Source organism: Gilliamella sp. BG1 (genome assembly GCF_046635625.1).
GTDB classification, from domain to species: domain Bacteria; phylum Pseudomonadota; class Gammaproteobacteria; order Enterobacterales; family Orbaceae; genus Gilliamella; species Gilliamella bombi.
Window position 1 is genome coordinate 1 of the sequence record NZ_JBIDFG010000008.1, and the last position, 16,210, is coordinate 16,210.

The 16,210-nt window shown below is 35.8% G+C and carries 12 protein-coding genes; 5 read left to right on the forward strand and 7 right to left on the reverse strand.

The annotated features are described in order from the left end of the window. Positions 1-135 precede the first annotated feature (135 nt). Positions 136-954 (reverse strand): glutamate racemase, encoded by an 819-nt coding sequence (murI, locus tag ACGH80_RS05185; protein ID WP_174799361.1) that lies wholly within the window; start codon positions 952-954, stop codon positions 136-138. Positions 955-1,167: 213 nt separating this feature from the next. On the opposite strand from murI, the gene metK reads away from it, so the two are divergent. The 4 genes from metK to ACGH80_RS05205 are packed head-to-tail and all read left to right on the forward strand — an operon-like array spanning position 1,168 to position 4,286. Beyond that, positions 1,168-2,319 (forward strand): methionine adenosyltransferase, encoded by a 1,152-nt coding sequence (metK, locus tag ACGH80_RS05190; RefSeq protein WP_065590413.1) that lies wholly within the window; start codon positions 1,168-1,170, stop codon positions 2,317-2,319. Further along, positions 2,303-2,806, forward strand: coding sequence for a SprT family zinc-dependent metalloprotease (locus ACGH80_RS05195; RefSeq protein ID WP_034913345.1), 504 nt, complete (start codon positions 2,303-2,305; stop codon positions 2,804-2,806). The genes metK and ACGH80_RS05195 overlap by 17 nt, the downstream gene beginning before the upstream one ends. A 14-nt stretch (positions 2,807-2,820) precedes the next feature. Continuing rightward, on the forward strand, positions 2,821-3,438 hold the full coding sequence (locus ACGH80_RS05200; protein ID WP_174799360.1) for a hypothetical protein: 618 nt from the start codon (positions 2,821-2,823) through the stop codon (positions 3,436-3,438). Next, positions 3,432-4,286, forward strand: coding sequence for a 23S rRNA (adenine(2030)-N(6))-methyltransferase RlmJ (locus tag ACGH80_RS05205; protein ID WP_174799359.1), 855 nt, complete (start codon positions 3,432-3,434; stop codon positions 4,284-4,286). The genes ACGH80_RS05200 and ACGH80_RS05205 overlap by 7 nt, the downstream gene beginning before the upstream one ends. A 68-nt stretch (positions 4,287-4,354) precedes the next feature. Here the strand turns inward: ACGH80_RS05205 and ACGH80_RS05210 are convergent, their stop codons facing one another. The 6 genes from ACGH80_RS05210 to parE all read right to left on the reverse strand — a co-directional run bounded on the left by ACGH80_RS05210 (position 4,355) and on the right by parE (position 14,031). Then, complete coding sequence (locus ACGH80_RS05210; RefSeq protein ID WP_297225981.1) at positions 4,355-5,665, reverse strand: NCS2 family permease; 1,311 nt, start codon at positions 5,663-5,665, stop codon at positions 4,355-4,357. A gap of 199 nt (positions 5,666-5,864) precedes the next feature. Beyond that, positions 5,865-7,439 (reverse strand): TerC family protein, encoded by a 1,575-nt coding sequence (locus tag ACGH80_RS05215; protein WP_034913350.1) that lies wholly within the window; start codon positions 7,437-7,439, stop codon positions 5,865-5,867. Between the two features lie 142 nt (positions 7,440-7,581). Further along, positions 7,582-9,024: a TrkH family potassium uptake protein gene (locus tag ACGH80_RS05220; protein WP_065561201.1), complete on the reverse strand. Its 1,443-nt coding sequence runs from the start codon at positions 9,022-9,024 to the stop codon at positions 7,582-7,584. Between the two features lie 14 nt (positions 9,025-9,038). Next, positions 9,039-9,884 (reverse strand): co-chaperone DjlA, encoded by an 846-nt coding sequence (djlA, locus tag ACGH80_RS05225; protein ID WP_297225984.1) that lies wholly within the window; start codon positions 9,882-9,884, stop codon positions 9,039-9,041. A 1-nt stretch (position 9,885) separates the two neighbouring features. Continuing rightward, positions 9,886-12,114 carry a DNA topoisomerase IV subunit A gene (gene parC, locus ACGH80_RS05230; RefSeq protein ID WP_411630641.1) on the reverse strand — a complete coding sequence of 743 codons (2,229 nt, stop codon included), beginning with the start codon at positions 12,112-12,114 and terminating at the stop codon, positions 9,886-9,888. Between the two features lie 27 nt (positions 12,115-12,141). Next, positions 12,142-14,031, reverse strand: a complete 1,890-nt coding sequence (parE, locus tag ACGH80_RS05235; protein ID WP_411630642.1) for a DNA topoisomerase 4 subunit B — start codon at positions 14,029-14,031, stop codon at positions 12,142-12,144. 541 nt (positions 14,032-14,572) lie between these two features. On the opposite strand from parE, the gene ACGH80_RS05240 reads away from it, so the two are divergent. Beyond that, positions 14,573-16,123 carry a hypothetical protein gene (locus ACGH80_RS05240; protein ID WP_411630643.1) on the forward strand — a complete coding sequence of 517 codons (1,551 nt, stop codon included), beginning with the start codon at positions 14,573-14,575 and terminating at the stop codon, positions 16,121-16,123. Positions 16,124-16,210 lie beyond the last annotated feature (87 nt).

The following is a 16,210-nucleotide window of genomic DNA, read 5'->3' on the forward strand; positions in this document are numbered from 1 at the left end:
TTTGATCTCACTTAATCACTAACTTTCCGTCTGCTTGTCGCTGACTGCGTGTCAGTGGGTGCGCATTATAGGGGCTTCTTTTTTTTTAGCAAGCAAAAAAGATAAAATAGCCATCTGGTCGCGCAAGTTTTAATCTCACTTAACTTTAATGTTTTGATATTTATTAAGATTGTAATCAGATAATTTTTTAATCAAATTTTCTACAGGCTGAGTATAAACTGTGCTTAATACAATATTTTCGGACGCAGAAGAAATTATTTGATCCAGATTATATTTATCATTTAGTAAATTACAGACTCTTGTCGCAATCGCATAACCTGAATCTATTAGGCTCGCCTGAGGAAAAAGCGTCTGTAATTCTGTCTTAATAAAAGGATAATGCGTACAACCTAGTATTATTGTATCAGGGATTGTTTGTAACCCAAGCCAAGGTTGCATTAGTTCTTTTAACTGTTTCATATCTACATTAATGCCTTGTAATTTATTTTCGGCTATAAGTGCTAATTCCGATAAACCTAACATTTTAACAGTACAATGCGAAGCAAATTGCTGTATTAAATCGGTTATATAAGTTCTTTCAACTGTTGCCTTTGTTGCTAATAATCCTATACATTTATTTTTAGTAAGTAAGCTAGCTGGTTTAATCGCTGGTACAACACCAATAATAGGGAAAGAAAATTTAGCGCGCAAACTAGGTAAACAGATAGTACTAGCTGTATTACAAGCAATAACTGCTAAATCAATTGGATAAAATTTAGTAACAGCCTCAATGACAGAGTTCACTCTATTAATTAAAAACTCTGATGATTTATCACCATAAGGGAACATCTCATTATCGAATACATAGATATAGTGTGCATTAGGTATTTTATTGTAAATTTCATTATAAACAGATAAACCACCAATACCTGAATCAAATATTAACACTGAAGGAGATTGTTTTACGATATTCATTTTAGCTATAGGATATTAAATAATAAATTAGAAACGCATCATATCGTAAATTGATTAAAAATTAATGCAAGTATTTTACCCAAGCTAATGTTGCATTTAGTTCCATAAATTATAAACTAGACGTCTAGACGGTAAAACTGCTAAAATAAATACTTACTAAAGCTAAATATTATATTTCGAATATTGTGCAAGAATAAGTTAAGGGGGTATTCTATGTCAGAGTTTCTATTTACTTCAGAATCTGTTTCAGAAGGTCATCCAGATAAAATTGCCGATCAGATATCTGATGCTGTACTTGATGCAATTTTAAAACAAGATCCGAAAGCGCGTGTTGCTTGCGAAACATATGTAAAAACCGGTATGGCCTTAGTTGGTGGTGAAATCACTACTTCAGCTTGGGTAGACATCGAAGAATTAACTCGAAAAACAATTAATGATATTGGATATACCAGTTCAGAAATGGGATTTGACGCAAATTCATGTGCTGTGCTTAATGCTATTGGTAAACAATCTCCGGATATCAATCAAGGAGTTGATCGAAACGATCCTCTAGAGCAAGGTGCTGGTGACCAAGGTATTATGTTTGGTTATGCTACAAATGAAATGCCAAATCTAATGCCTGCTGCTATAAGCTACGCTCATGACTTAATGCGCCGCCAAGCAGAAGTTAGAAAAAATGGTACACTTCCTTGGTTAAGACCTGATGCAAAAAGCCAAGTAACATTAATTTACCAAGACGGTCAGATAAAAGGTGTTGATACAATCGTTCTATCAACTCAGCATTCAGAAGGTATTGAGCAAAAAGCATTACATGAAGCCGTCATGGAAGAAATCATTAAACCAACATTGCCAGCCGAATGGTTAACACCTAGAACAAAATACTTTATTAATCCAACTGGACGTTTTGTTATTGGTGGCCCTATGGGAGACTGTGGATTAACTGGACGCAAAATCATTGTCGATACGTACGGTGGAGCAGCTCATCATGGTGGAGGTGCCTTTTCTGGAAAAGATCCTTCAAAAGTTGACCGCTCAGCAGCTTATGCCGCACGCTATGTTGCAAAGAATATTGTTGCTGCAGGACTTGCTGACAGATGTGAATTACAAATATCTTATGCAATTGGTATTGCCAATCCTACATCAATCTATGTCAATACTTTCGGCACAGAAAAAATCCATCACGATAAAATTGTATCGCTTATTAAAGAATTCTTTGATTTAAGACCTTATGGATTGATCCAAATGCTTGAGCTAATTCAACCGATCTATCAACAAACTGCAAGTTACGGTCATTTTGGTCGAGATATATTCCCTTGGGAAAAAACTGATAAAGCGGCACTACTACGTGATGCAGCAGGACTATAAACGCATACCAATTTATTTACATAATCAAACTATGGCTTGTTTAAGAACTCACTTAATGCAAGCCAATCAACGTCTACATTCCCAATATAAAGAGCCTAAGATCATTTATAAACCCAAAGGCAGTATTGCTGGTAGTGCCTTTTTAACACGTTGGGAAATTCAACTTAATTCGATTATGTTGCTAGATAATGGTACTCAATTTATTGAGGAAGTTGTGCCTCACGAATTAGCACATCTCATTGTCTTTAAAGAGTTTGGCAAAGTAAAACCACATGGTAAAGAATGGCAATATATTATGTCAGAAATATTAGGAAAAATCCCTGCAACAACTCACCGTTTTCCTATTCAACGCAATACTTATTTATACTACTGCAGTTGTCAACAACATCAATTAACCTCAATAAGACACAACAAAATTCAAAATAATAAAACTAGTTATTTATGTCGTAAATGCGGTACTATACTCAAACTTAAAAGTGCCATTTAGTACTAAGATATTATATGTGTAAGTTAGATTTTCATTTTTACAAAAGTTCGTTATTAATTATCACTCTTGGCATTATCCTTTATATTACGGGAAATTGGTTTATACCTTTATGCAATGGAATGACGGTTGTAGTGATTGAACATATTCAATCTCTCTTCTTATTATTTATGTGCTGTTATACCTATTATTATGCAAAACGAGTATCTGAACATTCTGAGCTTTATAGATTTTGGATTTGGACAATTTTCTGGTGGTTTATGATTTTTGGTCGAGGAATTAGTTGGGGAAGAGACTTTTTCCCTGAGGTACCTCGTTTCTATTATAAAATCATTGCGAGTATATTAATAGCGCTCCCAATACTAAGTATATTTTTACTCACGATTCGCCGAGAAATTGCTCGTCGCTACAAATACGAAAAAATACCATTTTGGCATATATTCTTTGCTTTTTTATTCTTAGGTATAGCTGATATTGCAGAACATCGCCGTATTGGACATGAATTTCTAGTTATAACAAAAGAGCGAAAAGATCTCATTGAAGAATTAATGGAAATTCCTTGTCTTCTTTGTTTATCCTTAATAACCTTTTATATGCAAAAAAATGAAAAAAAGAGAGTAGATTCCCTATGCTAAGCTACCGCCACAGTTACCATGCAGGAAATCATGCAGATGTATTAAAACATATTGTTTTAACGTTATGTATTGAATCATTAAAGGAAAAAGAAAAGCCTTTTTTATATTTAGATACACACTCGGGGGCAGGACGATATCTATTAAGAAGTGAGCATGCAGAAAAAACGGGTGAATATTTATCAGGAATTAATTTACTATGGCAACAATCTAATATTCCTGAATTGCTTAATACATACATATCGGTACTAAGACGCTATAATCCTTTTGAGGAAATAAAATATTATCCTGGTTCACCATTAATTGCGAAGCAATTATTACGTGAACAAGACAAGCTCAACCTTACAGAGTTACACCCAACTGATTACCCTTTATTAAAACAAGAATTTAGTAAAGATAAACGAACAAAAGTTTTACGTGAAGATGGATTTTCCCAATTAAAATCAAAGTTACCTCCACTATCTCGTCGTGGAATAATATTGATTGATCCTTCTTATGAAATTAAAGACGATTATCAAAAAATCCCTACAGCATTATTTGAAGCATATAAACGTTTTGCAACAGGTGTTTACTTAATTTGGTATCCTGTGGTATCTCGTACACAAACTCAAAAAATGATTGATAATATTGTTAACTTAGGCATAAAACGAATTTCACAATTTGAGCTGGCAATAAAGCCTGATAATAACCAAAAAGGCATGACAGCATCAGGGATGATAGTAATTAACCCACCATGGAAATTACACGAACAAATGCATACAATTTTGCCATGGCTAAAAACAACACTAGACGTTGGAAAAACAGGAAATTTCATCATTAGAGAGCTAAATGGAGTTGATCCTTTATATTAACCATAAGTATCCAATGCGTTAATTTCTTGAAAAATTTCCCCATCGTAAGTAACGATGGGGAGTCATTTTTAATGATGATCAATAAAAATAAATTTTAAAGCAAATAGTAAAGCAAAAATTATTACACAAAGATTTAATTGTTTAAATTTGCCAGTAAAGGTTTTTAACACTACATAAGAGATAAAACCTAGTGCAACCCCTTCAGTAATTGCAAAGGCAAATGGCATCATAATTGCTGTAATAAAAGCTGGTGTTGCCTCTGTTAAGTCAGACCAGTTAACTTTAACTAAGCTTGAAACCATTAAGATCCCAACAAAGATAAGTGCGCCTGATGTTGCATAGGTAGGTACTAAATGTGCCAGTGGCGAGAAAAAGGCTACCAATAAGAATAATAGTCCAACTACTACTGCGGTTAATCCTGTTCGACCACCCACAGAGATACCTGCGGAACTTTCAATATAGGTTAACACTGATGATGTACCAAATAATCCACCTAAAGAGGAGCTAAAACTATCAATTAACAGCGCTTGACGCATTTTGGGGAATCGACCTTTTTCGTCACTAATGCCTGCTTTATCTGTTAGTGCTAAAATAGTGCCTGATGAGTCGAATAAGCTGACAATCATTATTGAAAATATTACACCCATAATACCAATATTTAGCGAACCTGCCAGATCAACATGGCCAACAACACTAGTTACACTAGGTGGCATAGACACAATGCCTTGGTAACTGATATTTGGATCAAGCCATAGTGCAAGTAGTGTTACTACTAAAATCGAAATTAATACAGCAGCATGAAAGTTGCGTGCCGCTAAAATAACAATAATGAAAAAACCTAGTGATCCTAATAGGACTTTAAGCGATAAGATATTCCCCATAGTTAATAGTGTGGAAGGAGAAGCGACTACAATGCCCATATTTTGAAATCCCATAAAAGCAATAAATAGTCCAATACCTGCACTAATACCTACACGCAGACATTGTGGAATATGTTCAATTAACCAGTGACGAACTTTAAATAGTGATAACGCAAAAAAGATTAAAGAACCCCAAAATATCGCTCCCATACCAATTTGCCAAGAATAGCCCATTGCCCCACATATGCCATAGGCAAAAAAGACGTTAAGCCCCATGGCAGGTGCTAATGCAATTGGTAAATTGGCAAATAGCCCCATTAAAATGGTAGCAAAGGCTGTTACGATACAAGTTAGAACAAAAACAGCAGAAGTATCCATACCTGTTGCTGATAAGATGGAAGGATTCACGAAGATGATATAAACCATTGTTAAAAAGGTAGTACAACCAGCGATAATTTCAGTACCGATAGTTGTTTTTTTCTCTTTCAATTGAAAGGTTTTTTCGAATATTGACTTCATAAGTTTAGGCCTAATTTAGATTGATAAGTAAGAGTAAAAGTTTATAAACAGTTTTACCTATTTTTTACTAAAGGGGAAAAATAAAAAAGATGAGGAGTATTTACTCCGCACCTTCAAATAAACAAAAATTTTTCAGCGTCAATTATTGCTAGTTATTTATTTTGGTCAAGCGTTATTCTAGTTATTTCTCTTTGCTGTATTATAATGCTACAGAATCAGGTTTATTTAACGTGATTTTTACTTTAAGAATTCTATGACTTTCTATTTCAGCTACTTCAAATAAATAATCGCCAATTTGCAAGGTTTCACCAACATTGAGTAAATGTTGAGCTTTTTCCATTAATAGCCCCGCTAGGGTATGATATTCACGTTTATCATCGATCGGTATTGGTACAAAACGGACTAGCTCTTCAACTGGAATATAACCATTAGCAATCCAGCTATTATCATCTAGACATTGAATATCATGTTTAGCATCAATTTCCTCTTCTTCTGTTGGAAAATCACCAGCAATGGTTTCGATAATATCTGTTACCGAGACAACCCCTTGCATTGAACCAAATTCATCAACCACAAAAGCAAAATGAGTTTTGGCCTTTTTAAATTGTTCTAATGCAACCAGTAACGATACGGTTTCTGGAAAGATTAAAGGTTGTTTGATTAGTGAGTGTATATCAATCGGTGCTTTGCTTTGTAGTACATCTTTTAAAAGGTCATTAACTTGGATAATGCCTAAAGGCTCATCAATTGAGTCATTATCAGTGACAACTAAACGAGAATGAGGATTATCAAAGATTTCTTTTATTATAACATCACGATCGTCATTAATATTGACCATATCAACATCAAGTCGAGATGTCATAATGCTACTGACCGAACGCTGTGCAAGTCCAAGTACTCGTTCAACCATGCTGAGTTCTTGATGATTAAACACTGATACTTTTTTATTAGCATCAGATACGATATCAATATTATGAGTATCGGGATCTTCCTCAGCATCACCTTTTAGTAGATGTAAAATAGCTTCGGCAGTACGTTCTCGTAGCGGTTTTTTATTTAATGCTTTACGGCGATTTAGTATGGCTAATTGATTAAAAAATTCAATCATGATTGAGAAACCGATCGCCGCATATAAGTAACCTTTTGGAATAATAAAATCAAAACCTTCGGCAACAAGACTAAATCCTATCATTAATAAGAAGCTCAAGCATAGGATCACAATGGTTGGATGGGCATTGACAAAATTAGCCAATGGTTTGCTTGCAACCATCATAATGCCTATTGCTATACAAACGGCAATAATCATCACTGGGATATGTTCAACCATTCCAACAGCTGTAATAACTGAATCAAGCGAGAACACTGCATCAAGTACAACTATTTGAGCAACGACAGTCCAGAAGTGGGATGTCTTTTTAGGTTTACCATCCTCATTTGATGTGCCTTCAAGGCGTTCATTGAGCTCCATGGTAGCTTTAAATAGCAAGAATATACCACCAATTAGCATAATTAGTTGTCGGGCATTAAAACTGATCTCGGATATCGAAAATAGCGGTGTAGTGAGTGTGACTAACCAACCCGTAAACATTAATAATAAAATTCGAGTGATTAATGCAAAAGCAAGACCGGTAACGCGGGCTTTATCTCGTTGTTGGGGTGGAAGTTTCTCGGCAAGAATGGCTATAAAAACAATGTTATCAATACCAAGGACGATTTCAAGTACAACCAGAGTGGATAAGCCAATCCAGATTGTAGGATCCATGATCCATTCCATATGTCAGGTGATTACCTCTAATAAATACAGCACATGCTGCGTTGTAATTCTGTCTGTAATTGAGCAAATAATCAATAAAATATTTATAAAAATTGCATATCCTGTTAAAAACTTTCAGGTAACTATGTGTTTCAGTATAAATTTAGCTTTTCCAAAATGTTGGTGTGAATAAAACTAGTAAGGTAAATATTTCTAATCGCCCAAATAACATGTCAACCACCATTACCCATTTTACTATATCACTGACACTAGCAAAATTATCACTTACACTACCAAGACCAACCCCTAAATTGTTAAGTGATGATGCTACTATGTAAAAAGAGTCAGTGGCATCAATGCCTGTTGCCATAATAATAAATAAGCTAACTAAAAAGACCAACGTATATGCAGAAAAGAATCCCCAAATTGCTTCGATTATGCGTTCAGAAACCACGCGATTATTTAATTTTAAAGTATAAATAGCGTTAGGATGAATAAGGCGCTTTAGTTCACGTGAGCCTTGCATAAACAAAATTAACACACGAACCACTTTTAAACCGCCACCCGTTGATCCCGCACAACCACCAATAAATGAAGCGCACAATAAAAAGATTGGTAATGATGATGGCCATGTGTTGATATCATCGACACTAAAGCCTGCTGTTGATGATATGGATACCACTTGTAAGATAATTTTATCAATGCTCAGGCGGTGTGGTTTATAGAAATAAATAACAATTGTGCAGATAGCAACTAGTATCAGTAGAATAAATATAAATGTTCTGAACTCTTGATCACGCCAGTACTCTTTAATCGAAAAGCCACTTAGTGCGGCAAAATGGAGCGCAAAATTACAACCAGATAAAATCAAAAAGAGGGTGACGATGTAATTGATTACTGGACTGTTAAAATAGGCTAAATTATCATCATGGGTTGAAAACCCTCCCATTGATATCGTGGAAAAACTATGTGACACAGCATCAAATACATTCATACCAGCCAGCCAGAGACAAATAGCACAAAGCGTTGTTAGCAAAATATAAATTGACCAAAGTGTTTTAGCTGTTTCAGCAATACGTGGACGCATTTTACTGTCTTTTTGCGGACCTGGAATTTCGGCACGATAAAGTTGCATTCCCCCTACCCCCAGTAATGGTAAGATAGCAACAGCTAGCACGATAATCCCCATCCCTCCAAGCCATTGCAATAATTGGCGATAGAAAAGTAAAGCTTTAGGTAGATGATCTAACTTAACAATTGTGGTGGCACCTGTTGTGGTTAAGCTTGAAAATGATTCAAAAAATGCAGTATTTAAATTTAAATTAATATGTGTATCAAAAATAAAAGGAAAAGCGCCAATTGATCCTAGAACAACCCAAAATAGTACGACGATAAAAAAGCCTTCACGTGTGCTCAGCTCGTGGCGATGATTACGATTAGGAAACCATAGTGCAATTCCTAAAATTAAGGCAACAAAAAAAGAGCGAACAAAAATTGCACCAGCCCCATCGCGATAGATTAATGCAACAAGTGCTGGTAATAACATGAATATCGATAATAGGGATACTAATAAACCGATAATTCGTAAAATTGATCGCCAATGCATCATGATGATAGTCTCTACTTAAATCCACGTGATGCTTTGATAAGATCATAGGCCGCTTGAATCTCTTGTGCACGTTTTTTGGCGGCTTCAAGCATCTCTTTCGGTAAGCCTTTCGATACTAACTTATCAGGATGATGCTCATTCATTAATTTACGATAAGCTCTTTTTATTTCTGAGATTTCAGCTGTAGCTGCAACACCTAAAATTTTGTAAGCATTTTGTAGGTCGGATTGTGGTGAGCGACCTTGATAATTTCCATAATTATTACTGCGTTGGTATTGGTCTCGTTGTCCGTGTTGGTTACTATAGCCATTTTGACGGAAGTGATAACTTCCCATCATCATTTGGATATATATTGCCATTTGTTGACGTGGAATATTAAATTCTTCAGCCACAATAAATAAAATTTGTTGTTCTTTTTCGTCTAAAACGCCATCAACTAATGCAGCTTGGATCAATTGCTCACAAAAAATATTTAACACATTACGTCGAAAACGATATTGTGCGTATAGCTCAGCCAAACGAGATCTTAGTGGGTAGTTACTTGCTTTACCATTATTAAATGAATCTTGTGCTAGTTTTCGGCCGTTTCGGTCAAGTTGTAATCTATCCATAAATTGACTGGCAAGATTAATATCATCTTGTGTGACGACCCCTTTAGCTTTACTTAAGTGACCTAGAACTTCAAAAACAACGGTTAAATAAAGTGTTGGATTTGCTTGTGTTCTTTGTTCGGTCAATTTATTACAAAACGTACGGTAAAGCATTGGCCCAACAAAAAGCCCAAGAATAAATCCCCATCCTGTTTTTAATACAGTGCTCAAAACAAAGCCTGCAATTATTGCCCAGATAAAAGACATATTATTCGTTCACCTCTATTTTATCTATCTTTTGTAAACCTCTCGGTAATGGTGTACCTTTTCGTGCTCGCTCTGCCTTAAATTTTTGTAAATCAGCAGGATATAATGTAAGTTTGCGTTTACCAACATATAACGTTATTGAAGTGTCTTGTGTAATTAATAGAGTATAAGCAAGGCAGTCATCAGCACCTGAAAGTGATACAATTTTATTTCCTTTACCTTTAGCAAGTTCAGGTAAATCTTTTACAGGAAATATGAGCATTCGTCCTGCTTTGGTAATTGATAGTAGTAAACTATCTTCAGATGTGATTTCAATTGGTGGCAATATTTTAGATTCTTTAGGCAAATTAATAATTGCTTTACCATTACGATTGCGAGCAACCAAATCACTAAATTGACCAATAAATCCATAACCAGCACTTGAAGCAAATAATAATTTTTGGTTATCATTTTGAGACATGAGCACATGTTCAACTGTTGCACCAGCGGGTAGTGCTAATTTACCAGTTAATGGTTCGCCTTGACTTCGTGCTGATGGTAACGTGTTTGGTTCTATAGCATAACTACGTCCCGTTGAATCGATGAAAATAACAGGTTGATTACTTTTGCCTTTGGCGGCAGCTTTAAAACTATCACCAGATTTATAACTTAAACCAGCAGGATCAATGTCATGACCTTTTGCTGTTCTTACCCAACCCATTTCAGATAAAACGACAGTAACAGGTTCAGATGGTGTTAACTCTTGTTCACTAATAGCTTTAGCTTCACTACGTTCAACAATTGGAGAACGACGGTCATCGCCATATTTTTCAGCATCCTCTTTTAGCTCTTTTTTAATTAAATTACTCAATTTTTTAGGCGAAGCTAACAAAGCTTGCAGATGATCACGCTCTTTTGTAAGCTCACTTTGTTCGCCTTTAATGCGCATCTCTTCAAGTTTGGCTAAGTGGCGAAGTTTTAACTCTAAAATCGCTTCGGCTTGAATTTCAGTTAAGGCAAAACGATTAATTAATTCTTGTTTAGGTTCATCTTCGTGACGAATAATTTCGATAACTTCATCAATATTTAAAAAAGCAATTAATAAGCCATCGAGAATATGGAGTCGTTTTAATATTTTATCTAAACGGTAATTTAAACGTCGAGTGACGGTATTTTTTCGATACTCTAACCATTCAGTAAGAATTTCAACTAAGCCTTTTACTGATGGGCGATTATCAAGCCCAATCATATTCATATTAACCCGATAACTTTTTTCGAGATCGGTTGTGGCAAATAGATGATTCATCACTTGCTCTAAATCTACTCGATTTGAACGTGGCACAATGACCAGACGAGTTGGATTTTCGTGATCAGACTCATCACGTAAATCTTCAATTAAAGGTAGTTTTTTGGCTCGCATCTGAGAGGCTATTTGTTCTAAGATTTTAGCACCCGAAACTTGATGAGGCAGATCTGTAATTACAATATCACATTCTTCTTTCTTCCAGACAGCACGCATACGGATTGAACCACGACCCGTTTTATAGATTTTCGCTATGTCTTCTGGTGAAGTAATAATTTCAGCTTCTGTTGGGAAATCGGGGCCTTGTATGTGAACCATTACTTCGTTGAGCGTCGCATTGGGGTTATCAGCAAGCATAATTGCCGCATTCGCCACTTCACGAAGGTTATGAGGCGGTATATCAGTTGCCATGCCAACCGCGATACCTGTTGTACCATTTAATAAAATGTTGGGTAATCTAGCCGGTAACATTTTAGGTTCTTGTAAAGTACCATCAAAGTTAGGCGTATAATCAACCGTTCCTTGTCCTAGTTCACTTAATAGTAGTTCGGCATATTTTGACAAACGTGATTCTGTGTAGCGCATAGCAGCGAATGATTTAGGATCATCAGGTGCCCCCCAGTTACCTTGCCCATCAACTAATGGATAGCGATATGAAAATGGTTGTGCCATGAGCACCATCGCTTCATAACAGGCACTATCACCATGAGGATGATATTTACCAAGCACATCCCCGACGGTACGTGCAGATTTTTTAAATTTGGCTTGTGCGTTAAGTCCTAATTCAGACATAGCATAAACAATGCGTCGTTGCACTGGTTTTAAGCCATCTCCAATAAATGGCAATGCACGATCCATAATGACGTACATTGAGTAGTTTAAATAGGCGCTTTCGGTAAAAGTGCGTAACGACTGGATTTCTACTCCGTCATGAGTTATCTCACTCATTATTGTTCCTCTAAATCATTCAGTTTATTAGACATCAAGTTCAACTTGATCGCCTTTTTCTTGTAACCATTCGCGACGATCTTCTGAGCGTTTTTTAGCAAGTAGCATATCCATTAATGCCATCGTTTGCTCAGCATCATCAAGCGAAAGCTGTACTAAACGACGCGTATTGGGATCCATTGTTGTTTCGCGTAGTTGTAGTGGATTCATTTCACCTAGACCTTTAAAGCGTTGCACATTGGGTTTGCCTTTTTTACGTTTAAGCTGTTCTAAAATGCCTTCTTTTTCTTCTTCATCTAGGGCGTAATGAACTTCTTTTCCTAAATCGATACGATAAAGCGGCGGCATAGCAACAAAGACATGCCCATGTTCAACCATGGTACGAAAGTGCCGAACAAATAAAGCACAAAGTAATGTTGCAATATGTAGTCCATCTGAGTCGGCATCGGCTAAAATACAGATTTTACCATAACGTAATTGGCTTAAATCATCGCTATCTGGATCGATACCGATAGCAACAGAAATATCATGGATTTCTTGTGAGCCGAGTACTTCATCGGACGAGACTTCCCATGTATTTAAGATTTTGCCTTTAAGAGGCATAATGGCCTGATATTCACGATCTCGCGCTTGTTTAGCCGAACCTCCCGCAGAATCGCCTTCCACTAAAAACAGTTCAGTACGACTTAAGTCTTGTGATGAGCAATCGGCCAATTTGCCTGGTAATGCTGGACCACTGGTTAATTTCTTTCGAATGACTTTTTTGGACGCTTTTAAGCGTTTTTGTGCACTTGAAATTACCATTTCAGCTAGTAATTCGGCTATTTGTACATTTTGATTCAACCAAAGACTAAACGCATCTTTCACAATAACCGAAACAAATGCCGCACTTTGGCGCGATGATAAACGTTCTTTAGTTTGACCCGCAAACTGAGGCTCTTGCATTTTGACTGAAATAACATAGGCACAGCGTTCCCATATATCATCGGCGGTTAATTTTAGTCCTCGTGGTAACAAATTGCGAAACTCACAAAACTCACGCATTGCGTCTAATAATCCTTGACGTAAACCATTAACATGGGTACCGCCTTGTACGGTTGGGATTAAGTTAACGTAACTTTCAGTTAATAGTTCTCCGCCTTCGGGCATCCAAAGCAGTGCCCATTCTACGGCTTCTGTTTCGCCAGTATGATTACCTGTAAAAGGCGTTTCAGGTAAAAGAGAGTAACCGCTGACAGATTCCATTAGATAATCTTTTAGGCCATCTTCATAACACCAACGTTGTTCGGTATTATTGATGTCATCTTTAAAAATAATTTCAAGACCAGGACAAAGCACCGCTTTAGCTTTTAGTAGATGTGATAAGCGTGGGACAGAAAATCTAGGCGAATCAAAATATTTTTCGTCAGGCCAAAAATGAACTTTGGTACCTGTATTACGACGACCACAAGTGCCCGTAATATGCAGATCTTCAACTTTATTACCGTTTTCAAAAGCTATTTCGTACACTTGTCCATCACGATGAACTGTAACTTCAACACGTTTTGATAATGCATTGACTACCGAAATACCTACACCGTGTAAACCACCTGAAAATTGGTAATTTTTGTTCGAGAACTTTCCGCCAGCATGTAAACGACAAAGCAATAATTCAATCGCGGGTACACCTTCTTCAGGGTGAATATCAACCGGCATTCCTCGCCCATCGTCGATAACTTCTAGTGAATTATCTTGAAAAAGAGTAACCTTAACTTTACGAGCATGACCTGCGATAGCTTCATCAACACTGTTATCAATGACTTCTTGCCCTAAATGGTTTGGTCGGCTTGTGTCAGTGTACATTCCAGGTCGATGACGAACTGGATCAAGGCCTTTTAATACTTCAATATCAACGGCATTATAAGTAGATTGTGACATAGTTTTTCTATTTATTCGAATAAATGACTGCTATTATACCAATCTTTGTTTAATAAGACCAAGGCCAATGGTGAAGGCGTTTGATTTGCAATGCTAAACTATATTTATCATAATAAATTAATCATAATGATTAAGGTGGACAACTTATTGAGAGTGAATCATTGGCGCTGTCCTTTAATTGAATTTTATACCTAAATCTCTATGTACAAATAAATTCATAATGTATTGTTGATCGTAAATTACGGTTGATAATTTAATACCTAGAACAAGTGTTGTATTTATTTTTCGTTTTATATTGTCAATATAGTTTATAACAAAATCAACACCTTTAACAAATCTTAACGAATCTTAACAAAAGTTAATATTTTTTATCTTTAAATGACACTATTTCTTGTTTAAAATTAAACCAATATCCTCTTAATGGGTGATATTTTGTGCATTAATACTACAGAAACACCATTAATTAATGGTCAATAATAACTCAAATATTTAATTCTTTAAAATAATCGTAAATTCACAAAATAGAATAGGTAATGGTATAATGTCATTTAATCATACTTTTCAACAACCAAAAAATTTGATTTCTCTGAGATCGTTACTTTTTAATTGTAAGGTACAGCTATTTTATACTCCATGTAAACACCTTCTTTCACTTATAAAATTTTTCTCTTCACGTTTAACTCTATTTACTTGTATTTATCTTCTTTTACCTGCAAATAGTGCAATCGCTTTATCAGCAACGACCAATAAAGTAATACAGGGTAGTGCACCATATTTAACGTTTGATGGTGGAGCAACCAAGGTAAAAAGCGTTGAAGGGTTGTTAGGCATAAAACTGCCGAATAGTAGCTATATACCACCAGGTATAAATAGCGCTCTTTACCCAAATGCAACGGTAGATACCTCAAATGCAAATAACCCAATAGAAATGCCAAATATAACCAACACTTTCGCCGATATTCAAACCATAGTGCCTATTTCAAATTATCCTAAAGTTTCGTTAACTAATTTGGTTAATGCTTATGGTCGAGATGATGACGGGGATGGTAGCATCAGTGCATCAGGTCAATTAACGATTAAATGGCAAGACAAAAATGGTAAAGACATTACTAATGAGGTTAAAAAACAACCAAATAAGCCATTAAATATTTGTAATGCACCTTATAAACTAACATTAACCGCAACTGATACTAGGTTACAGACAACGTATGGTATACCAGGAGAAAGTGAATTCTCTGGGGCTAGCCACTCATATTACATCAAACCCAATATCAATAAACCTTTGGTGTGTTATGCTCAACCTAATTTAAACTATGGTACGAACCAATACGCTGGTCCAGAGGAACAATGGGATCAAAATTATGGATTTAAAGTACAAGACCTTGGCAATGCATCAAAGAATTTCCCTACAACTGGAGCAAATAATTTATATTTTAAATTAATGCTTGAAGGTATGACAGCAAGACAAATGATTGCTATTAATGGTAATAAAGTAAATCCAGTATCAGGTAGGGGGATAACGCTATCATTGTCAGCTGAAAATAATGCATTAGAGGGTAATATTGTTCGGATAACTTTAAAAGGACCAACACAGAATTCGATGAATAAGACATTTCACCCAGCAAGATTTGAACTTTATAGTGATACAGCAAAAAAAAACTTGATATATCAATTTAAAATAGAGCGTTGGTTTATCGTAAAATCAGGGGATACAGGTCAAAATTACAATAATGCGCTTTCGTTTTGTAAAAATCTTTCTTCACCACAAACGTATTTTGTCCCTGAAGTACAAGATTATACAAACGCAAATGGTTTTGGTTGGAACTTTGGGGTACCAGGACAAGGCAATACGTATCAACGCAGAATTAGTTATTGGAATTCTTCTAATAAATGGGTTGGAGGATTGTTTAATGAATGGGGAATTATTTATGATTATCGTGATGCAGGTTGGGATTTTGGCGACTATTGGGTAATTAATGAATCTCAGGGTAAAAGATATAATGTTTTCGCTACATTTGGTGATGTAGATTTTCAATTCAATCGCCCTTCTAGTGACAGGGTTGCTTGTTTTACTTGGATGAGTGACTTTTAGAAAACACTGGATTATTTACACTTTATGGTTAGAATAACCCGTTAAAAAACTCATAAAGCGTTTTCCCCGAAATCGCTTTATGGGGTT